This is a genomic window from Musicola keenii (assembly GCF_014855505.1).
Taxonomy (GTDB): Bacteria; Pseudomonadota; Gammaproteobacteria; order Enterobacterales; family Enterobacteriaceae; genus Musicola; species Musicola paradisiaca.
In genome coordinates this window covers 24,953-46,233 of sequence record NZ_JAAWVW010000015.1, presented here as the reverse complement: position 1 = coordinate 46,233, position 21,281 = coordinate 24,953, and the positions used below count along the sequence as shown (strand labels likewise).

The window sequence follows — 21,281 nt, the reverse complement described above, 5'->3', positions numbered from 1 at the left end:
TGCTCAACATTAAAACCAATATCGACACTCGATTTCATTCTGATAACCGACCCTACACTGTTTTGTTATTCGGAATGAATGAGCTAACCGCTATACCAGTAGGAGTTCATTATGAATACAGCCAGCACAACGGCAGGCGTAATACAAAAGAAAACGAATGCCCGTTACTGGATTGTCGTGATGCTGTTTATCGTCACGTCATTCAACTATGGCGACCGCGCCACCATCTCCATCGCCGGCTCGGCCATGTCGAAGGAGATAGGTCTGGATGCCGTCGGCATGGGATATATCTTTTCTGCCTTTTCCTGGGCCTATGTAATTGGTCAGATTCCTGGTGGTTGGTTGCTCGACCGCTTCGGATCCAAACGGGTTTATTTCTGGAGTATTTTTACCTGGTCACTGTTTACGCTGTTGCAGGGGTTTGTGGATTTATTCCACGGCTCGGCCATCGTCATTTCCCTGTTTATGCTGCGCTTTATGGTGGGGATCTGTGAATCTCCGTCCTTCCCTGGTAACAGCCGTATCGTCGCGGCCTGGTTCCCGGCTCAGGAGCGTGGTACCGCTGTCGCCATCTTTAACTCGGCGCAGTATTTCGCCACGGTCATTTTTGCACCGATCATGGGCTGGCTGACGCACGCCGTCGGTTGGTCGCACGTGTTCTGGTTCATGGGCGGCCTGGGTATCATCATCAGCTTCCTGTGGGTGAAGGTTATCCACGATCCGAAAGACCATCCGAGCGTTAACAAAGCTGAGCTGGAATATATCGAAGCGGGCGGCGCGCTGGTCAACATGGATGCTGCGGCGAATAAGGCCAAAGTCTCCGGTGCGGAAAAATGGCACCAGATTAAACAACTGCTGACCTCCCGCATGATGCTGGGGATCTATCTCGGTCAATACTGTATCAACGCGCTGACGTACTTCTTTATTACCTGGTTCCCGGTGTACCTGGTGCAAGCGCGCGGCATGTCGATTTTGAAAGCAGGTTTTGTCGCCTCGATCCCGGCAATTTGTGGTTTCGTCGGTGGTGTGCTGGGCGGTGTGATTTCCGACTTCCTGATGCGTCGCACCCAGTCGCTCAACATTGCGCGTAAGACGCCAATTGTGCTGGGGATGCTGCTCTCCATGTCCATGGTGATCTGTAACTATGTTTCCACCGAGTGGGTGGTTATCGCGGTGATGGCGACGGCCTTCTTCGGCAAAGGCATTGGTGCGCTGGGCTGGGCGGTGATGGCGGATACCGCACCGAAGGAAATCAGCGGTCTGAGCGGTGGTCTGTTCAACATGTTCGGCAATATCTCCGGCATCGTCACCCCGATCGCCATCGGCTATATCGTAGGTGTTACCGGTTCTTTCAACGGCGGACTGGTGTATGTGGGCGTTCATGCCTTCGTCGCGATTTTGAGCTTCCTGTTCATTGTTCAGGACATCAAGCGTGTCGAATTGAAACCGTATAGAAACAACTGATTCAAGGGATAAGGAGAAAAGCATGAGTAGCACTCAGGACACCCCAATTATTACTGACATGAAGGTCATCCCGGTGGCCGGTCATGACAGCATGTTGCTGAATATCGGCGGCGCCCACGGCGCCTATTTCACCCGCAACATCGTCATTTTGACGGACAGCGCCGGGCATACCGGCGTGGGCGAAGCGCCCGGCGGCGAGGTGATTTACAACACGCTGACGGCCGCCATTCCCCAGGTGGTGGGCAACCAGGTGGCGCGCATGAACCGCCTGGTGCACCAGATCCACAAAGGGAACCAGTCTTCCGATTTCGACTCGTTCGGCAAAGGTGCCTGGACGTTCGAGCTGCGGGTGAATGCGGTGGCAGCGCTGGAGGCCGCCTGTCTGGACCTGTTGGGACAGCATCTGGGGGTACCGGTCGCCGAACTGTTGGGGCCGGGCAAACAGCGGGATGAAGTCACGGTGCTGGGCTACCTGTTCTACATCGGCGATCGCACCCAAACCGACCTGCCGTATCTGGCGGGCGAAACCGGCGGTCATGAGTGGTACCACCTGCGCCATCAGAAAGCGATGGACAGCGAGGCTGTCGTCAGGTTGGCAGAAGCCTCGGCCGATCGCTACGGCTTCAAAGATTTCAAACTGAAAGGTGGCGTGCTGCCGGGCGAGCTGGAAATCGACACCGTTAAAGCGCTGAAAAAACGTTTCCCGGATGCCCGTATCACCGTCGACCCCAACGGCGCCTGGTTGCTGGATGAGGCGATCCGTCTGTGCCGGGACATGAAAGACGTTCTGACCTACGCGGAAGATCCGTGCGGTGCCGAGCAGGGCTTCTCCGGCCGCGAAGTGATGTCCGAATTCCGGCGTGCCACCGGTCTGCCGGTTGCCACCAACATGATCGCCACCAACTGGCGTGAAATGAACCATGCCGTGATGTTGCAGGCGGTGGATATCCCGCTGGCGGATCCGCATTTCTGGACCATGCACGGCGCAGTGCGCGTTGCGCAGCTGTGCGACGACTGGGGCCTGACCTGGGGTTGCCATTCCAACAACCACTTTGATATTTCGTTGGCGATGTTTACCCATGTTGGCGCTGCGGTACCGGGAAAACCGACCGCTATCGATACCCATTGGATCTGGCAGGAAGGTCAGCATCTGACCAAAGAACCGCTGCAGATCGTCAACGGCAAGATCAAAGTGCCGGATCGTCCGGGGCTGGGTATCGAGCTGGATATGGAACAGGTGATGAAGGCGCACGAGCTGCATAAGAAACTGCCGAGCGGCGCGCGCAATGATGCCGCTGCGATGCAGTACCTGATCCCCGGCTGGAAATTTGATCGCAAACGTCCGGTTTTCGGGCGTGAAATTCCTACGAATTCCAAGTTTTAACACAGAGGACACGCACAATGGCTTCACAAAGTACCACGCCCGTTATTACCCATATGCAGGTGATTCCGGTGGCCGGCCATGACAGCATGCTGCTGAACCTGAGTGGGGCGCATGCGCCGTATTTTACCCGTAACATCGTGATTATGCAGGATAACGCGGGTAATACCGGCGTGGGTGAAATCCCTGGCGGTGAGAAAATCCGTCAGACGCTGGAAGATGCCGCTCAGTTGGTCGTCGGCAAAACGCTGGGTGAATACAAGAATGTCATGACTGCCGTGCGTAATCAGTTCGCCGATCGCGATGCTTCCGGTCGTGGCCTGCAGACGTTCGACCTGCGTACCACCATCCACGTCGTGACCGGTATCGAAGCGGCCATGCTGGATTTGCTGGGGCAATTTCTGAATGTGCCGGTCGCAGCACTGCTGGGCGATGGTCAACAGCGCGATGCGGTGGAAATGTTGGGCTACCTGTTCTACATCGGCGATCGCAACAAAACCGACCTGCCGTATCAGAGCCAGCCGGATGAAAAATGTGACTGGTATCGTCTCCGTCATGAAGAAGCGTTGTCACCGGAAACGGTGGTGCGTCTGGCGGAAGCCGCTTATGAAAAATACGGCTTCAATGATTTCAAACTGAAAGGCGGCGTACTGGCCGGCAGCGAAGAAGCGGAGGCGGTCACGGCGTTGTCCAAACGTTTCCCGCAGGCACGTATTACGCTGGATCCAAACGGCGCCTGGTCGCTGGATGAAGCGATTCGCCTGGGCAAACAACTGCGTGGCGTGCTGGCTTATGCCGAAGACCCGTGCGGCGCGGAGCAGGGTTTCTCCGGCCGTGAAGTGATGGCGGAATTCCGTCGCGCCACCGGCCTGCCGACCGCGACCAATATGATCGCTACCGACTGGCGTCAGATGGGGCACACCATCTCCTTGCAGTCGGTGGATATCCCGCTGGCGGATCCGCATTTCTGGACCATGCAAGGCTCTGTGCGCGTTGCGCAGATGTGTCATGAATGGGGTTTGACCTGGGGTTCGCATTCCAACAACCATTTCGACATTTCGCTGGCGATGTTCACCCATGTCGCGGCGGCGGCGCCGGGCCATATCACCGCCATCGACACCCACTGGATCTGGCAGGAAGGCAACCAACGTCTGACCAAAGAACCGTTCCAGATCGTCGGCGGCATGGTGGAAGTGCCGAAAAAACCGGGTCTGGGCGTTGAATTGGATATGGCGCAGGTGATGAAGGCCCATGAGTTGTACAAAAACATGGGGCTGGGGGCGCGCAACGACGCCGTCGGCATGCAGTATCTGGTTCCCGGCTGGACGTTCGATAACAAACGCCCCTGTCTGGTTCGTTAATCCATGATGTGCGCCGTCCTGCGGGGCGGCGCGGAAAAAATAAGGACAAAACATGAAGACGCCACTGTTACCTAATCAATTTCGCCAGGATTTACGGCAAGGGAAGACCCTGATCGGCTGCTGGTGCGCGCTGGGCAATCCCATTTCTACCGAGGTACTGGGGCTGGCGGGATTTGACTGGCTGGTGCTTGATGGAGAGCACGCGCCGAACGACGTACTCAGCTTTATTCCGCAGTTGATGGCGCTGAAAGGCAGCCACAGCGCGCCGGTAGTCCGCCCGCCTTGTAATGAGCCGGTGGTCATCAAGCGCTTGCTGGATATCGGTTTTTACAACTTCTTGATCCCGTTTGTGGAAACCGAAGAAGAAGCCATCCGTGCGGTCGCGTCGACCCGTTATCCGCCGGCGGGTATCCGCGGCGTCTCCGTGGGGCACCGCAGCAATGCTTTCGGTACCGAGCCGAACTATTTTGCCACCATCAACGACAACATTACGGTGATGGTACAGATCGAGAGTCAGGAAGGGGTGGATAACCTGGACGCCATCGCCGCGGTTGATGGCGTGGATGGCATCTTCGTCGGCCCTGGCGACCTGTCCGCTGCGCTGGGTTATTTGGGGCAGCCCAATCACCCGGAAGTCCAGAAGGTGATCCGCCACATTTTTGAACGCGCCGCCGCGCACGGCAAACCGAGCGGCATTCTGGCGCCGGTGGAAGCGGATGCCCGTCGTTATCTGGAATGGGGCGCTCGGTTCGTCGCCGTCGGTAGCGATTTGGGTGTATTCCGCGGCGCGACGCAGGCGCTGTGCGATAAGTTCAAGCAGTAAACCCAACAACGCAGCCGCCCGGTGTTGCCGGACGAAGGCTGATTTGCCGTGAGTGGCACTGGCTGTAAACACCACCGGCAGGCCGTCGGGAGATACCCGCATTGACGGGGATGACGGCCGCATAAATAGGCCGCCGGGAGCGAGGCTTCCCGGCGACGATAGATTGATAAACGCATCAGACAATGGGGTTATCACGATGAAAATTGGATTTATTGGGCTGGGAATTATGGGTAAACCGATGAGCAAAAACCTGATCAAAGCAGGTTACTCATTGGTGGTACTGGATCGTAATACCGAAGCCGTTGCCGAAGTGGTCGCCGCAGGCGCTAGCGCCGCCGCCACGCCGAAGGAAGTGGCTGAGCAGAGCGACATCATCGTCACCATGCTGCCCAATTCACCGCATGTGAAAGAAGTGGTACTGGGCGAAAACGGCATTATCGAGGGTGCCCGTAAAGGGACGATTGTGGCTGATATGAGCTCCATCGCGCCGTTGGCCAGCCGTGAAATTGCCGCCGCGCTGGCGGAAAAAGGCGTCGACATGCTGGACGCGCCGGTAAGCGGCGGCGAACCGAAAGCCATCGACGGTACGCTGTCCGTGATGGTCGGCGGCGACAAAGCGATTTTCGACCGCTGCTATGACGTATTAAAAGCGATGGCCGGCTCCGTGGTGCATACCGGCGATATCGGCGCGGGTAATGTCACCAAACTGGCCAACCAGGTCATCGTGGCGCTGAATATCGCCGCCATGTCCGAAGCTCTGGTGCTGGCGACCAAAGCCGGCGTGAACCCGGATCTGGTGTATCAGGCGATTCGCGGCGGACTGGCCGGCAGCACTGTATTGGACGCCAAAGCGCCGATGGTGATGGATCGTAACTTCAAACCGGGTTTCCGTATCGATCTGCACATCAAGGATCTGGCGAACGCGCTGGATACGTCTCATGGCGTGGGCGCGCAGTTGCCGCTGACGGCGGCGGTGATGGAAATGATGCAGGCGCTGAAGGCCGACGATCTCGGCTCCGCCGACCACAGTGCGCTGGCTCGTTACTACGAGAAGCTGGCCAAGGTTGAAGTGACTCGATAGTTAGCCCGGCGGCGCGGGTATCCATGCGCCGCCTGGTTAGCGGCATACCGTTAACGAGCGCCGGTTCAGCAGCGCACGGGTAGTTGATGACGCGGGTAGTTTATGAAAATAGTTATCGCACCGGATTCTTATAAAGAGAGCTTGTCCGCACAGGAAGTCGCAACGCAGATCGAGGCCGGATTCCGGGAAGTCTTTCCTGAAGCCAGCTACGTCAAACTGCCTGTTGCGGACGGGGGAGAGGGAACCGTGGAAGCCATGGTGGCGGCGACTCGCGGTAAGATTGTCAGAGTGAACGTCACCGGCCCGTTAGGTGATGAGATTGAAGCCTTTTTTGGGTTGTCGGGTGATGAACAAACGGCGTTTATCGAGATGGCGGCGGCAAGCGGTCTGGAACTGGTGCCTCCGTATCAGCGCAACCCATTGTTGACCACCAGTTATGGTACGGGCGAATTGATCCGCTGCGCGCTGGATCACGGTGTCAGGCATTGCATCATCGGTATCGGCGGTAGCGCCACCAATGACGGCGGTGCCGGTATGGTGCAGGCGCTGGGCGCCCGGTTGCTTGACGACCAGCAACAACCGCTGGGATTCGGCGGTGCGGAACTGGCCCGTCTGGCGCATATCGATCTCAGCGCACTGGATAGCCGTATTCGGCAGTGCCGGTTTGAGGTGGCCTGCGATGTGACCAACCCGCTGACCGGCGAACACGGCGCGTCTGCGGTGTTCGGCCCGCAGAAGGGCGCTACCCGCGATATGGTCGCTCAATTGGATCAGGCGTTGCAACATTATGCCGGGGTGATCCGCCGCCAGCTGGATATGGATGTGGAACACGTCCCGGGCGCGGGTGCCGCCGGGGGGATGGGGGCTGCCTTGCAGGCGTTCTGCGGCGCGGAGCTGCGGCGCGGGATTGAGATCGTGACCGAGGCGCTGGGCCTGGATGCGCTGGTTAAGGATGCGTCGTTGGTGATTACCGGCGAAGGCCGCATCGACAGTCAGACTATCCACGGTAAGGTGCCGATTGGGGTGGCGCGGGTCGCCAAACGTTACAACAAACCGGTCATCGGTATCGCCGGCAGCCTGAGCGCCGATGTCGGTATCGTACACGAGCATGGTTTGGATGCGGTTTTCAGCGTGCTGTACAACATTTGCTCGCTGGAAGAGGCGTTGGACAACGCCGCCGACAATGTCCGTATGGCGGCGCGCAATATTGCCGCTACGCTCAAGATTGGCCAGGCGCTGGTCTGACCGCTTTCGCCGGTGAACCGCTTGTGCAGTCGCCGGCAGCTGTTGCCGTCAGGCAGGTCATCTTGTCTGCTCTAAAGCGGGGTTCGTCCTGAGCCCCGTGTCGCGCTTAAATCTTTTGCATTTGCTTGCGAGCCGCGTTTTCCACGTTGGCCATTTCGTCGATCAGTTCCAGCCATTCCGGCTCCAGATCAGTCACTGACGTGCCCTTACGCAGTTCCTGTTCGATGCAGCGACAGATTTGCCTGAGGCGTGGGACGCCGCTATAGCTACAACTGCCGTGCAGTTTATGGATCAGATCCAGCATGTCGTCCGGCGGGCAGCCGTCCAACACCTGATCGACCTGTTGACGTACCTGCGGCAGAAACGCCAGCAACATGCCCAGCAGGTCGCGGGCCAAATCGGGTTTGCGCGCCGCTTGCCGTAATGCCAGATCCCAGTCCAGAGACAGTGAGGGCGCTTCCGGATTCGGCGTCGCGGCGGGCAATTCCGTCGGTTCCTGGCGGGACATGCGGCGCAGCAGCACTTGCCGCAGCATGTGCTCGTCGATCGGTTTCGCCAGATAGTCGTCCATACCGGATTTCAGCAACTGCTCGCGTTCGCCGTTCATGGTATGGGCAGTGACTGCCACGATGGGCGTGTTGCGATGCAGTGGAATTTGGTGGATCAGTTCGCTGGCCTGCAGCCCGTCCATACCCGGCATCTGGATATCCATCAGGATGACGTCCAGCGCGTTTTTCTTCGCTTTGGCGACGGCTTCGGCGCCGTTGTCGCACAAAATAATATTTTCCACCTGTTCCTCCAGCAGGGCGCCGATCAGCTTGAGGTTGGCCGGATTATCGTCCACCGCCATCACGGTCAGCGACAGGCGTTCCAACTGAGAATGCGGGACGGGTTGTGTGGCCACGGCGGCGCTGCGGCTGAACAGCCGGTTGTCCTGCAGTATCGTCAACAGGCGGGGGGCGGTAATCGGTTTGCTCAGGCAGGCATGGATACCGAAGGATTTCAACTGTTCAGCGTCCATTTCCGCCAGGCTCGGCAGCGCCAAGATAACGTTTGGCGCCAGACGACAGAATTCGCGGATAATCGGCGTGAAGTCCAGCAGGGTATTGCGGTAACTGATGGGAACGCCGACCAGCAGGATGTCGAAGGTGCGGTTCGGTAATTGTTCCAGCGTCGGGCTGTAGCTGACCGTCAGCGGCGTATGCACCAGAATATCCAGCGTCGCCTGCGCGGCAGTGGGGTTACTCTCCACATAGGCCAGATTTTTGCCTCTCAGCATGTCGAAAGGGTGATTCGGCTCCAGTACATGCGGATTGAGTTGCAGTTTGAGGGTGCACCAGAAGGTGGTTCCCTGATTCAGTTTGCTGTGGAAACTGATGTCGCCGCCCATTTCCCGCACCAGTTTCTGGGTAATCACCAGCCCCAGCCCAGTACCGCCGTGACGGCGGGAAATGCTGGTGTCCGCTTGCCGGAATGCCTGAAACAACTGCGCCTGCTGAATTTCGGCGATGCCGATGCCGGTATCCTTGATCTGGATCTCCAGCAGAACCTGATGCTGCTCCTGTTTGCGTTTCTCGATACGGATATCGATGTTGCCTTGCTCGGTAAATTTGATGGCGTTGCCGAGCAGGTTGGTGATGATTTGCTGTAACCGCAACGGGTCGCCGATGAACTGTTCCGGCACGTCGTGCTGGATGTTGAGCGTCAGTTCCAGCCCCTTTTCGTGGGCGGTGTGGGCCAGCAGCATCACCACTTCATCCAGCGTGTTGTGCAGTGAAAACGGGATGTTTTCCAGCACCAGCTTGCCTGCTTCCAGTTTGGAGAAGTCCAGTACGTCGTTGATGATATTCAACAGATTGTTGGCGGAACGTTCGATGGTTTGCAGGTAGTCTTGCTGCGTCGGGGTCAACGGGGTCTTCAGCGTTTGACGGGTAAACCCGATGACGCCATTAAGCGGCGTGCGCAGTTCGTGGGACATATTGGCCAGAAACTCGGATTTGATGCGCGCTGCTTCCTGCGCGCGTTTTTTGGCCAGATCCAGTTCGACGTTCTGGATCTCCATCTGTTCCAGCGTTTCACGCAGATCATAGGTGGCTTGATCGATATTCTGCTGCATCTCTTCATGGTACGCCGTCAGCGACATCGCCATCGAGTTGATGCCGTTTTTCAGCATGTCCAGTTCCCCCAGCATGCGGCCCTCTACGCGGCTGTCCAACTGACCGCGGCGGATGCGATCCACGGTTTCCACCATGTTGCGGATGGGAATGGTGACATCCCGCATCAGACGGTAGGCCAGCAACAGGGCTATTCCCATGCACGCCAGCAGCAGGCATGCCGCTATGAACATCTCACGATACTGCTGCAGCCGGATGGCGCTCAGGTTGAGTTCGATTGCGACGTATCCCAGCGGCGGTCGCTTCATGGCGGGCATGTCGGCGCCCCGATTGTTCTGCTCCATCGGCGCCATCAGAATCAGATTGTCGTTATCCTGCTGCAACAGCAGGGCGTCGGGTATGGGCGCGCCCGGCGGCAATTGGATTTTTGCGCTGAACGGGTGCGGATTGCTGGATGCGATAAGCTGGTTGCCGGCATCGTATACGTTGATAGCGTGCACGATATCGGAATGGTGGCGGTGGAGCACGTTGATCAGTGTTTGCAACGGCTCAAGCTGGCGTTGCGAGACGGCGTAAGCGCTGTTGACGGCCAGCGGTTCGATAATGCTGATGCCGGTTTCGGCCAATTGATTTTGTAGCTGGTTGTAGCGGTGAATGACGAAAAAGCTACTGAGTAACAACCCTATAACGAGTGAGGGGGCCAGGATCAGTATCATCATGCGTGCGCGCAGACTGTATTTGGTCATGGGGTTCCAATGTGGGAGAATTGAGGCCGACTAATCCATTAAATCATCAATGACAGCACATCTATGGCGCAATTCTACTCTCCAAACCGGCGCGTGACGACCCGGCAAATCCTCACCGTGACGGTGGAATCACTCGATTCGTTCGGGCAGGGCGTCGCCCGCCATGAGGGCAAGACCCTGTTTATTCCCGGAGTGCTGCCGGGGGAACAAGCTGAAGTCCAACTGACGACAGAAAAGCGCCAGTTTGCCCATGCCCGGTTGCGCCGCCGGTTGAACAGCAGCGATGAGCGGGTTGAACCGAGGTGTCCGCATTTTTCCGTCTGCGGCGGTTGCCAGCAGCAGCATGCCGGCATGGCGTTGCAGCAGCGCAGCAAAGCGGCGGCGTTGCGCCATCTGATGCGGCGGGAAACCGGCGTGGATATGCCGGAACCGGTGGTGATTGACGGCCCTGATTATGGCTATCGCCGTCGGGCCCGGCTGGCATTGCTGTATCAACCGAAAACTCGTCAATTGCTGATGGGGTACCGCCGAGAAGGGTCGCACGATCTGGCGGATATTCATGTTTGTCCTGTTCTGCATCCGGCACTGGCGTCGTTGCTGACGCCGCTGCGCGATTGTCTGGCCGGTTTGAAGGCGGTCAAACGGCTTGGGCATGTGGAACTGGTGATGGCGGAGCAGGGGCCGTTGGTGGTGCTGCGTCATCTGGATGTATTGCAGGAGGCCGATCGGCAGGCGCTGAACGATTTTGGCGCGCGCGTTGGCTGCGCGTTGTTTCTGGCGCCGGAGGCGGGTGCGCTGGAGTGTCTGCGTGGCGCAGCGCCTTCGTACCGGATCGATGGGTTATCGCTGGCATTCAGCCCGCGCGATTTTATTCAGGTCAACGACGAGGCTAATCAGCGCATGGTGGCGCAAGCGCTGGAGTGGCTTGACCCGCAGCCGCATGAGCGGGTGCTCGATCTGTTTTGCGGTATGGGAAACTTTACGCTGCCGTTGGCACGCCGGGCAGCCAGCGTGGTCGGCGTGGAAGGTGTGGCCGCCCTGGTGGAAAAAGGGCGTGAAAATGCCGAGCGCAATGCGTTCGGTAATGTCACATTCTTTCTCCAGAATCTGGAAGAAGACGTGACACGGCAGCCGTGGGCCGCCCAGGGTTTTGATAAGATATTGCTCGATCCGGCGCGAGCTGGTGCGCCCGGTGTGATGTCACAGATTGTGAAGTTGACCCCCGGCCGCGTGGTTTATATATCCTGTAATCCGACTACGCTGGCGCGCGACAGCCGGGTACTGCTGGCAGCAGGGTACCGGTTGGAGCAGCTGGCGATGCTGGACATGTTTCCACATACCGGACATCTTGAGTCGATGGCACTGTTTTTGCTTGACTCTAACGTGCGGTAAAACAGGGAGAAATTATGGTTGCGGTAAGAAGTGCGCATTTGAATACCGAAGGCAAATTTGTGCCGGACGCCTGGATTGCTTCGTTGGGGATCGCCAGCAAGCAGGCGTGTGACCGCCTCGCCGAAACCTGGCGTTATTGCGAAGAAAAAACGCAGGGACACCCTGACGCCATGCTGCTGCTATGGCGCGGCATCGAGATGGTGGAGATCCTGTCCACGTTGAGCATGGATAACGACAGTATGCGTGCGGCCATGCTGTTCCCGCTGGCTAACGCCAACGTGGTGGACGAAGACACGCTGCGCGAAACCTTCGGCAAGAACATTGTTAACCTGGTGCATGGTGTGCGCGATATGGATGCGATCCGCCAGCTGAAAGCCACCCAGAACGATTCGGTCGGTTCCGAGCAAGTCGACAACATTCGTCGCATGCTGCTGGCGATGGTGGAAGATTTCCGCTGCGTGGTCATCAAACTGGCGGAGCGTATCGCCCACCTGCGCGAGGTGAAGGATGCCCCGGAAGAAGAGCGTGTACTGGCGGCTAAAGAGTGTACCAATATCTATGCGCCGCTGGCCAACCGGCTGGGTATCGGCCAGCTCAAGTGGGAACTGGAGGATTTCTGTTTCCGCTATCTGCATCCGGATGAGTACAAACGCATCGCCAAGCTGCTGCATGAGCGCCGTATCGATCGCGAGCAGTATATCGAGACTTTTGTGAAAAACCTGCGCGGCACCATGGAGCTGGAAGGGCTGAAGGCGGATGTGTACGGCCGTCCCAAGCATATCTACAGCATCTGGCGCAAGATGCAGAAAAAATCGCTGTCGTTCGATGAGTTATTCGATGTGCGCGCGGTGCGCGTGGTGGTGGAACGTCTGCAGGATTGCTATGCGGCGCTGGGGATCGTGCATACGCATTTCCGCCATCTGCCGGACGAGTTCGACGATTATGTCGCCAACCCCAAACCCAACGGCTACCAGTCCATTCATACCGTGGTATTGGGGCCGGGCGGTAAAACGGTGGAAATTCAGATCCGTACCCGTCAGATGCACGAAGACGCTGAGTTAGGGGTCGCCGCCCACTGGAAATACAAGGAAGGCACTGCCTCTGCCGGTCGTTCCGGCTACGAAGAGCGTATTGCCTGGCTGCGTAAACTGTTGTCTTGGCAAGAGGAGATGGCTGACTCGGACGAGATGCTCGACGAGGTGCGCAGCCAGGTGTTCGACGATCGCGTGTATGTGTTTACACCGAAAGGCGACGTGGTGGATCTGCCCGCCGGGTCGACGCCGCTGGATTTCGCCTACCATATTCACAGCGATATCGGTCATCGTTGCATCGGCGCCAAAGTGAGCGGGCGTATTGTGCCGTTCACCTACCAGTTGCAGATGGGCGACCAGATTGAAGTTATCACCCAGAAACAGCCGAACCCCAGCCGGGATTGGCTGAACCCGAATCTGGGATATATCACCACCAGCCGCGGCCGCTCTAAGATCCATAACTGGTTCCGCAAGCAGGATCGGGACAAGAACATTCTGGCGGGCAAACAGATCCTGGACGATGAGCTGGAGCATCTGGGCATCAGCCTGAAGATGGCGGAGAAACTGCTGCTGCCGCGCTACAACATGAATTCGATGGACGAACTGTTGGCCGGCATCGGCGGCGGCGATGTTCGCCTGAACCAGATGGTGAATTTCCTGCAGTCGAAGGTGAACCAGCCCAGCGCGGAAGAGCAGGATCGCGAAGCATTGCGCCAACTGACGCAAAAATCTCAGCAACCGGCGACACGCGCCGCCGCCAAGGATAATGGCCGCATCGTAGTAGAAGGCGTCGGTAATCTGATGCATCACATCGCCCGCTGCTGCCAGCCGATTCCTGGTGATGACATTATCGGTTTTATCACTCGCGGTCGGGGGATCTCCATCCATCGCGCCGATTGCGAGCAGTTGGACGATCTGCGTGGTCATGCGCCGGAACGCATTGTGGAAGCGGTGTGGGGCGAAAGCTACTCCAGCGGTTATTCGCTGGTGGTTCGGGTCACGGCCAATGACCGCAGCGGCTTGCTGCGCGATATCACTACAATCCTCGCCAACGAAAAAGTCAATGTGCTGGGCGTTTCCAGCCGTAGCGATGTGAAGCAGCAACTGGCGACCATCGATATGGAGATGGAGATCTATAACCTGCAGGTGCTGGGGCGAGTGCTGGCTAAGCTGAATCAGCTGCCGGATGTAATCGACGCCCGCCGTTTGCAGGGGAATAGCTAAGCCACGGCCCCTTCGGCCTCCCTGCGCCGGGAGGCCGCTTTTATCGGCTGACGGCGTCGTCTGCGAACAGTCCGACGGGCGATGCGGCCAGCCACACCGATATACTTTCACTGAAATACACTCAGGATAGAAAAATGCCTTCATCGACGGAACGTCTGCTCAACATCATGAAGCAACTGCGCGACCCGGAAAACGGGTGCCCGTGGGATCGGGAACAGACGTTTGACACCATCGCGCCTTACACGCTGGAAGAAACCTACGAAGTGCTGGACGCCATCAGCCGCAAGGATTTTGACGACTTGCGCAGCGAGTTAGGCGACTTGCTGTTTCAGGTGGTGTTTTACGCACGTATGGCGGAAGAAGAGAATCTATTTGATTTCTCAGATGTTTGTGATGCTATCAGTGACAAACTGGAGCGTCGGCATCCGCATATTTTTGGCGCGCAGCGACCGGAGCTGAAGGACAGCGAAGCGGTACTGGCCAATTGGGAACAGACCAAGGCGCAGGAGCGAGCTGAGAAGGATCGCCACTCACAGCTGGATGATATTCCCGACGCACTGCCTGCGTTGATGCGTGCGCATAAAATCCAGCAGCGTTGCGCCGCCGTCGGTTTTGACTGGCATACGCTGGGGCCGGTGGTGGACAAGCTGTACGAGGAAATCGACGAGGTGATGCATGAAGCGCAGCAGGCTGTCGTCGATCCGGAACGGTTGGGGGAGGAACTCGGCGATATGCTGTTTGCGGCGGTGAATCTTTCCCGCCATCTGGGGCATAAGGCGGAAATCGCACTGCAGCAGGCTAATCATAAATTTTGTCGCCGCTTCCGGCAGGTAGAACAGTTGATTACCGAACAAGGGAAAACCCTTGCCGAAGCGAGTCTGGACGAGATGGATGCCGCATGGCAGCAGGTGAAAGAACGAGAAAAAGCACTTTGATGAAAAAAGAGCGGGGAAGAATGCCTTTTTGCCGCTCTTTATTTTTATCTATTTGTTTTTAAATTGTGTTTTTAATCTGTTCTTTCGCAAAGAGAAACCTGTCAACAACCGGATGTTCGCCGCTGGTTCAGCAAAACGAACATTTGTGGCGTTCAGCGGCTTAGGGTATACTACTTTCCCGTCTTGGTCTTTTCTTATCGTCCTTAAATAAACCCAAATTCTCAGGTTCAGCATGACAACTAATTATATTTTTGTGACCGGCGGGGTCGTATCCTCTCTGGGTAAAGGCATTGCCGCAGCCTCTCTGGCGGCTATTCTTGAAGCCCGTGGCCTCAACGTGACCATCATGAAACTGGACCCGTACATCAATGTGGATCCGGGAACGATGAGCCCGACACAGCACGGTGAAGTGTTCGTGACGGAAGACGGCGCCGAAACTGATCTCGATCTGGGTCACTATGAGCGCTTTATTCGCACTAAAATGACGCGCCGCAATAACTTCACCACCGGACGCATTTATTCTGACGTCCTGCGCAAAGAGCGCCGGGGCGATTATCTGGGTGCGACCATTCAGGTTATCCCTCATATCACCAACGCGATTAAAGAACGCATTATCGAAGGCGGCGAAGGTCATGACGTGGTGCTGGTGGAAATCGGCGGTACTGTGGGTGATATCGAATCCTTGCCGTTTTTGGAAGCCATTCGCCAGATGGCGGTGGATGTGGGCCGCGAACATACGTTGTTCATGCATTTGACGCTGGTGCCTTACATGGCGGCAGCCGGCGAAGTGAAAACGAAACCGACCCAGCACTCCGTGAAAGAACTGCTGTCGATCGGGATTCAGCCCGACGTACTGATTTGCCGTTCCGATCGCACCGTACCCGCGAACGAGCGCGCAAAAATTGCGCTTTTCTGCAACGTGCCGGAGAAAGCGGTTATTTCACTGAAGGATCTTGATTCTATTTATAAAATTCCAGCGCTATTGAAATCTCAGGGGCTGGACGATTATATTTGTAAACGATTCAGCTTGAACTGTCCGGAAGCCGATCTGTCAGAATGGGAACAGGTCATTTATCAGGAAGCCAACCCGGTTGGTGAAGTCACTATCGGGATGATCGGCAAATATGTGGAATTGCCGGACGCTTATAAGTCGGTGATTGAGGCGCTGCGCCATGGCGGTCTGAAAAATCGCCTCACCATCAACATCAAGTTGATCGATTCGCAGGATGTTGAAACACGCGGCGTGGATGTCCTCAAGGGGCTGGATGCAATTCTGATCCCGGGGGGCTTTGGCTACCGCGGCGTTGAAGGAAAAGTGATGGCGGCGCGTTATGCCCGCGAGAACAAGATCCCGTATCTGGGCATTTGCCTGGGAATGCAGGTCGCATTGATGGAGTTTGCCCGTAACGTCGCCGGTATGGAGGGGGCAAACTCTACCGAGTTTATGCCGGACTGTAAGTACCCGGTGGTGGCGCTGATTACCGAATGGCGCGATGCAGAAGGCAATCTTGAAGTGCGTAACGAAAATAGCGATCTCGGTGGTACCATGCGCCTTGGCGGCCAAGAATGCCATCTGGTGGAGGGCAGTCTGGTGCGTCAGCTCTATGCGGAGCCGACCATTATCGAGCGTCACCGCCATCGCTACGAAGTCAACAATATGTTGTTGAAGCAGATTGAGGCTGCGGGGATGCGCGTTGCAGGCGTTTCCGCCGACCGCAGACTGGTGGAAATTGTTGAGCTGCCTGATCATCCGTGGTTTGTGGCGTGTCAATTCCACCCGGAATTTACCTCCACGCCACGAGACGGACACCCGCTGTTCGCCGGTTTTGTAAAAGCCGCCGGGGCGTACCAGAAAGGTCAGGTGAAATAAGGTTTTGCAGCAACGCGCGGTTCTCTGAACGCGCGTTGTTTGTCTGAAGTTTTAGTTTAACTTGTACTGAGGAAAATCTAATGTCCAAAATTGTTAAAGTCATCGGCCGCGAAATCATCGACTCACGCGGAAACCCGACTGTTGAAGCTGAAGTGCATCTGGAAGGCGGCTTCGTTGGTCTGGCTGCGGCACCGTCAGGTGCGTCCACCGGTTCTCGCGAAGCGCTGGAACTGCGTGACGGTGACAAATCCCGTTTCCTGGGCAAAGGCGTAACCAAAGCGGTTGCTGCGGTTAACGGCCCGATTGCACAGGCTATTCTGGGCAAAGACGCCAAGGATCAGGCTACCGTCGACAAAATCATGATCGACCTGGATGGTACTGAAAACAAATCCAACTTCGGCGCCAACGCCATTCTGGCGGTTTCCCTGGCCAGCGCCAAAGCCGCTGCGGCATCCAAAGGCCTGCCGCTGTATGCTCATATCGCTGAACTGAACGGCACTCCGGGCAAATACTCCATGCCGCTGCCGATGATGAACATCATCAACGGTGGTGAACACGCCGACAACAATGTCGACATCCAGGAATTCATGATTCAGCCGGTAGGCGCGAAAACCGTGAAAGAAGCCATCCGTATGGGTTCTGAAGTTTTCCATCACCTGGCGAAAGTGTTGAAAGGCAAAGGTCTGAACACTGCCGTTGGCGACGAAGGCGGATATGCGCCGAACCTGGGTTCCAACGCCGAAGCACTGGCTGTTATCGCTGAAGCGGTGAAAGCGGCTGGTTACGTGCTGGGCAAAGACATCACGTTAGCGATGGACTGCGCTGCATCTGAATTCTACAAAGACGGTAAATACGTTCTGGCTGGCGAAGGCAACAAAGCGTTCACCTCTGAAGAATTCACCCACTTCCTGGAAGAGCTGACCAAACAGTACCCGATCGTATCCATCGAAGACGGTTTGGACGAATCCGACTGGGCTGGCTTTGCTTACCAGACCAAAGTGCTGGGCGACAAAATCCAGCTGGTGGGCGACGACCTGTTCGTTACTAACACTAAGATCCTGAAAGAAGGTATCGAGAAAGGCATCGCTAACTCCATCCTGATCAAATTCAACCAGATCGGTTCTCTGACCGAAACGCTGGCTGCTATCAAGATGGCGAAAGACGCGGGCTACACTGCGGTGATCTCTCATCGTTCCGGCGAAACCGAAGACGCTACCATCGCCGACCTGGCGGTAGGTACTGCGGCTGGCCAGATCAAGACCGGTTCCATGAGCCGTTCTGACCGTGTGGCTAAATACAACCAGCTGATTCGTATCGAAGAAGCGCTGGGTGATTCTGCACCGTTCAACGGCCTGAAAGAAGTGAAAGGTCAGGCATAAGCGCCTACCGCCCGGCGTGTTGTGCGCCGGGCATCACAATGAACAAATCCGGCAGCTTCGCGGCTGCCGGATTTTTTTTGTCCGCCGTCTTCCCGCCGGTATCTCGTCACACGTCGCCACTGCGCAGATCGTCTGAAATGTGAAGCCATTTCCAGGCGTTGCTTCTTATTTGAATCCTGACAGCGACAAACAATGAACCCGATCCCAAATCCTGTTTTCCCGGCATGTCGTCAGCGTCGGTAGCCGGTAGAGTGGCTTCGGACTGTGGGTTCTAATGAATTGAAACTGTATTTCGACCGGAAATTTGAAGCAGATCGGGCTGTTCTTCCTGCGGGTGCCAGCGGCGGCAGTGTGATGGCAAAAGTGCAAAGGTTTTTACATAGCCCGGCGGCTACCTTAACGCTACGGCGGCAACACTCCTGTGCCTGCCACGATACCTTCATAAATACAATGAATGAGGAAGGACGGCGATGAAAACACGTAAGATTGGGCTGGCGAATTACCTGGCCTATGGGTCCGGCGATTTCCTCGGTGCGGGTACCACCGCGCTGACGGCCGGCTGGCTACTCTACTTCTACACTACCTTTTGCGGGCTGACGCCGATTCAGGCGACCTTCATTTTTGCCATGGCCAGGGTGCTAGATGCGGTTGTCAGTCCGTTGATGGGTTTCCTGACCGACAACTTCGGCTCTACCGGGTTGGGAAAACGCTTCGGTCGTCGCAAATTTTTTATCCTGCTGGGTATTCCACTGGTCTTCAGCTACAGCTTGATGTGGGTCGGTCACATGAGTTACTGGTACTACCTGCTGACCTACCTGCTGTTTGACGTGGTATACACCATGGTGTTGGTGCCGTATGAAACGTTGGTGCCGGAAATGACCGACGATTTCAAACAAAAAACCAAGTTTTCCGGCGCGCGTATCGCTCTGGCTCAGCTGTCGGCGATTCTGGCGGCGTTTTTGCCGGGTATTCTGCTGGGCTACTTTGGTAAGGACAATGCTGTTTCCTTCTTCTACTCCAGCCTGGTGTTCTCGGTGATCTGCGCCTTCGTACTGACCATGGTGTACTTCTTTACTTGGGAGCGGTCGCGCGAACAGATGTCGGAAGCGTCGCTGCGGGCGGAAAAAGAACGTCAATCGCTGACGTTGGGGCAGAGCCTCAAACGTCTGAATGTCGAGCTGCTTTCGACGCTGCGCATTCGCATTTTCCGTCAGCATTTGGGAATGTATCTGGGTGGCTATATCGCGCAAGACGTCTTCAACGCCGTGTTTACCTATTATGTGGTGTTCGTGCTGATGCAAAGCCCGACCATGGCCTCCAACCTGATGGGTACCATGGCGATCCTGCAGTTTATTTCCGTACTGTTGATGATTCCGCTGTGCATCAAATTCGGCCCGGCCCCGTCTTATCGGATGGTAGTCTGCCTGTTCGGCCTGAGCGCGCTTTCCTACGGTTTCCTGTATTACAGCGGCATGCACAACACCTTCACGCTGTTGTTGCTGGTTTCCGGGCTGGCGGGGCTGGGGCGCGGTGGTATCAACTATGTTCCCTGGAACACCTACACCTATATCGCGGATATCGATGAAATCATTACTGCCCAACGCCGCGAGGGGATCTTCGCCGGGATTATGACGTTGACCCGCAAGGCGTCCCAGGCCGGCGCGGTGATGCTGGTCGGGGTGATTTTACAGTTCTCCGGTTTTGTGTCCGGCCAAGCGACCCAGGCACCGGGCGTCAGCCATACCATCCTGATGGTGCTGTGCTTCGGTACGGTCATCGTTTTGACTCTGGGTTTTCTGGTTTCGCTGCGCTTCAAGCTGAACCTGCAGACGCACGGCGTGCTGCGTGATGAGACGGCGAAAATGCGCGAAGCCGGCCGTATTGTGCCTGAAAAGATCACTCCGGAGGCACGCGCCACCGTAGAAATGCTGGCCGGCCTGCCTTACGAATCGCTGTGGGGGAACAACAATATTGGCTACCTTAACCGCCACAAGGCGCCCGCTCGACCGCTCAGTCATACGGCGCAGCATGGCATTCATTGATGTGTAATGAGATTGGAACTGGATATACGTTATGACCATATTCCCTGTAAAACAGAGTGCGCTGCTGCGTCAGCCGGAGTATTTCATCTCCCGCGAGGAGCTGAAGGTGCTGATTTGCCGCATTACTGACAATCTGATCAATATTGAGGATAAGACCGGCGAATTTCTGCTGCGGCTGGATGATGGCCGGGTGATTGACACCAAGGGCTGGGCCGGCTGGGAGTGGACGCACGGTATCGGGCTGTACGGGATGTATCAGTATTACCGTCAGACTGGCGATGACAACATGCGCGCCATCATTGACGACTGGTTTAGCGCTCGTCTGGCGGAAGGGACGCCCACTAAAAATGTCAACACGGTATGTCCGTTCCTGACGCTGGCTTACCGCTACGAAGAGACGGGTAACAGTCACTGGCAGCCTTATCTGGAACGCTGGGCCGAATGGGTGATGTACGACATGCCGCGTACCCGCAAAAACGGCCTGCAGCATATTGTCTACAACAGCGAAAACACTGACCAAATGTGGGATGACACGCTAATGATGAGCGTGCTGCCGCTGGCGAAGATCGGCAAGTTGTTCAATCGTCCGGAGTTTGTCGAAGAAGCGACCTATCAGTTTTTGCTGCACGTCCAGTATCTGATGGATCGTCAAAGCGGGTTGTGGTTTCACGGCTGGACCTTCGACGGCAACCACAACTTTGCTCAGGCGCGCTGGGCGCGTGGCAACAGCTGGCTGACCATGGTTATTCCGGAATTCATCGAGTTGCTGGATCTGCCGGAACACAATGCCACCCGCCGTTTCCTGGTTCAGGTGTTGGAAAGCCAAATTGAAGCGCTGGCGAAGTATCAGGATGACAGCGGTCTGTGGCATACATTGTTGGACGACCCTAATTCCTATCTGGAGAGTTCCGCAACCGCCGGTTTCGCCTACGGCATTCTGAAAGCGGTACGCAAACGCTATATCGACCGTCGTTATGCTGAAATGGCGGAGAAAGCGGTGCGCGGCGTGGTGGGCAACATCAATGCCGAAGGCGAGCTGCTGCAGGTGTCGTTCGGCACCGCCATGGGCAAGGATCTGGACTACTACCGCCAGATCCCGCTGACGTCGATGCCGTATGGTCAGGCAATGGCCATCCTGTGCCTTTCCGAATATTTACGAGTCTACCTGTAAGTCCTTTCGGGCTTCCTGGCGG

The 21,281-nt window shown here is 56.6% G+C and carries 14 protein-coding genes; 13 read left to right on the top strand and 1 reads right to left on the bottom strand.

The features are described from left to right. Positions 1–111: 111 nt before the first annotated feature. From HEP82_RS14980 to HEP82_RS14955, 6 genes are all read left to right on the top strand, one after another. Positions 112–1,464 carry an MFS transporter gene (locus tag HEP82_RS14980; RefSeq protein ID WP_192458819.1) on the top strand — a complete coding sequence of 451 codons (1,353 nt, stop codon included), beginning with the start codon at positions 112–114 and terminating at the stop codon, positions 1,462–1,464. A gap of 22 nt (positions 1,465–1,486) precedes the next feature. Next, positions 1,487–2,848 carry an enolase C-terminal domain-like protein gene (locus HEP82_RS14975; RefSeq protein WP_192458818.1) on the top strand — a complete coding sequence of 454 codons (1,362 nt, stop codon included), beginning with the start codon at positions 1,487–1,489 and terminating at the stop codon, positions 2,846–2,848. 17 nt (positions 2,849–2,865) lie between these two features. Continuing rightward, the gene (gene gudD / locus HEP82_RS14970) at positions 2,866–4,206 is read left to right on the top strand and encodes a glucarate dehydratase (RefSeq protein WP_192458817.1); all 1,341 of its coding nucleotides are present in this window, start codon (positions 2,866–2,868) and stop codon (positions 4,204–4,206) included. 52 nt (positions 4,207–4,258) lie between these two features. Continuing rightward, the gene (gene garL, locus HEP82_RS14965) at positions 4,259–5,029 is read left to right on the top strand and encodes a 2-dehydro-3-deoxyglucarate aldolase (RefSeq protein ID WP_192458816.1); all 771 of its coding nucleotides are present in this window, start codon (positions 4,259–4,261) and stop codon (positions 5,027–5,029) included. 190 nt (positions 5,030–5,219) lie between these two features. Further along, complete coding sequence (garR, locus tag HEP82_RS14960; RefSeq protein ID WP_243061616.1) at positions 5,220–6,110, top strand: 2-hydroxy-3-oxopropionate reductase; 891 nt, start codon at positions 5,220–5,222, stop codon at positions 6,108–6,110. Between the two features lie 102 nt (positions 6,111–6,212). After that, on the top strand, positions 6,213–7,355 hold the full coding sequence (locus HEP82_RS14955; RefSeq protein WP_192458814.1) for a glycerate kinase: 1,143 nt from the start codon (positions 6,213–6,215) through the stop codon (positions 7,353–7,355). 106 nt (positions 7,356–7,461) lie between these two features. Here HEP82_RS14955 and barA read toward each other — a convergent pair whose 3' ends face one another. Further along, a complete protein-coding gene (gene barA / locus HEP82_RS14950) occupies positions 7,462–10,215 on the bottom strand; it encodes a two-component sensor histidine kinase BarA (RefSeq protein WP_192458813.1) in 2,754 nt (917 codons plus the stop codon). A 63-nt stretch (positions 10,216–10,278) separates the two neighbouring features. Between barA and rlmD the strand changes: the two genes are divergently transcribed. The 7 genes from rlmD to bglB all read left to right on the top strand — a co-directional run bounded on the left by rlmD (position 10,279) and on the right by bglB (position 21,259). After that, the gene (rlmD, locus tag HEP82_RS14945) at positions 10,279–11,607 is read left to right on the top strand and encodes a 23S rRNA (uracil(1939)-C(5))-methyltransferase RlmD (RefSeq protein ID WP_192458812.1); all 1,329 of its coding nucleotides are present in this window, start codon (positions 10,279–10,281) and stop codon (positions 11,605–11,607) included. Between the two features lie 14 nt (positions 11,608–11,621). Further along, entirely contained in the window at positions 11,622–13,862 is a 2,241-nt protein-coding gene (gene relA, locus HEP82_RS14940) for a GTP diphosphokinase (protein WP_192458811.1), read from the top strand. Positions 13,863–13,996: 134 nt separating this feature from the next. After that, positions 13,997–14,797, top strand: coding sequence for a nucleoside triphosphate pyrophosphohydrolase (gene mazG, locus HEP82_RS14935; protein ID WP_192458810.1), 801 nt, complete (start codon positions 13,997–13,999; stop codon positions 14,795–14,797). A gap of 232 nt (positions 14,798–15,029) precedes the next feature. Further along, complete coding sequence (pyrG, locus tag HEP82_RS14930; protein WP_192458809.1) at positions 15,030–16,667, top strand: glutamine hydrolyzing CTP synthase; 1,638 nt, start codon at positions 15,030–15,032, stop codon at positions 16,665–16,667. Positions 16,668–16,747: 80 nt separating this feature from the next. Continuing rightward, complete coding sequence (gene eno / locus HEP82_RS14925; RefSeq protein ID WP_192458808.1) at positions 16,748–18,046, top strand: phosphopyruvate hydratase; 1,299 nt, start codon at positions 16,748–16,750, stop codon at positions 18,044–18,046. 470 nt (positions 18,047–18,516) lie between these two features. After that, on the top strand, positions 18,517–20,088 hold the full coding sequence (locus tag HEP82_RS14920; RefSeq protein WP_192458807.1) for an MFS transporter: 1,572 nt from the start codon (positions 18,517–18,519) through the stop codon (positions 20,086–20,088). A gap of 31 nt (positions 20,089–20,119) precedes the next feature. After that, entirely contained in the window at positions 20,120–21,259 is a 1,140-nt protein-coding gene (bglB, locus tag HEP82_RS14915) for a beta-galactosidase BglB (RefSeq protein WP_192458806.1), read from the top strand. The last annotated feature ends 22 nt before the right edge of the window (positions 21,260–21,281 follow it).

Bases quoted from the DNA above. Each gene is read 5' to 3' on its own strand.
- HEP82_RS14980 (WP_192458819.1), top strand. From the start codon at position 112: ATGAATACAGCCAGCACAACGGCAGGCGTAATACAAAAGAAAACGAAT.
- HEP82_RS14975 (WP_192458818.1), top strand. From the start codon at position 1,487: ATGAGTAGCACTCAGGACACCCCAATTATTACTGACATGAAGGTCATC.
- gudD (WP_192458817.1), top strand. From the start codon at position 2,866: ATGGCTTCACAAAGTACCACGCCCGTTATTACCCATATGCAGGTGATT.
- garL (WP_192458816.1), top strand. From the start codon at position 4,259: ATGAAGACGCCACTGTTACCTAATCAATTTCGCCAGGATTTACGGCAA.
- HEP82_RS14955 (WP_192458814.1), top strand. From the start codon at position 6,213: ATGAAAATAGTTATCGCACCGGATTCTTATAAAGAGAGCTTGTCCGCA.
- barA (WP_192458813.1), bottom strand. From the start codon at position 10,215: ATGACCAAATACAGTCTGCGCGCACGCATGATGATACTGATCCTGGCC.
- rlmD (WP_192458812.1), top strand. From the start codon at position 10,279: ATGGCGCAATTCTACTCTCCAAACCGGCGCGTGACGACCCGGCAAATC.
- relA (WP_192458811.1), top strand. From the start codon at position 11,622: ATGGTTGCGGTAAGAAGTGCGCATTTGAATACCGAAGGCAAATTTGTG.
- mazG (WP_192458810.1), top strand. From the start codon at position 13,997: ATGCCTTCATCGACGGAACGTCTGCTCAACATCATGAAGCAACTGCGC.
- pyrG (WP_192458809.1), top strand. From the start codon at position 15,030: ATGACAACTAATTATATTTTTGTGACCGGCGGGGTCGTATCCTCTCTG.
- eno (WP_192458808.1), top strand. From the start codon at position 16,748: ATGTCCAAAATTGTTAAAGTCATCGGCCGCGAAATCATCGACTCACGC.
- HEP82_RS14920 (WP_192458807.1), top strand. From the start codon at position 18,517: ATGAAAACACGTAAGATTGGGCTGGCGAATTACCTGGCCTATGGGTCC.
- bglB (WP_192458806.1), top strand. From the start codon at position 20,120: ATGACCATATTCCCTGTAAAACAGAGTGCGCTGCTGCGTCAGCCGGAG.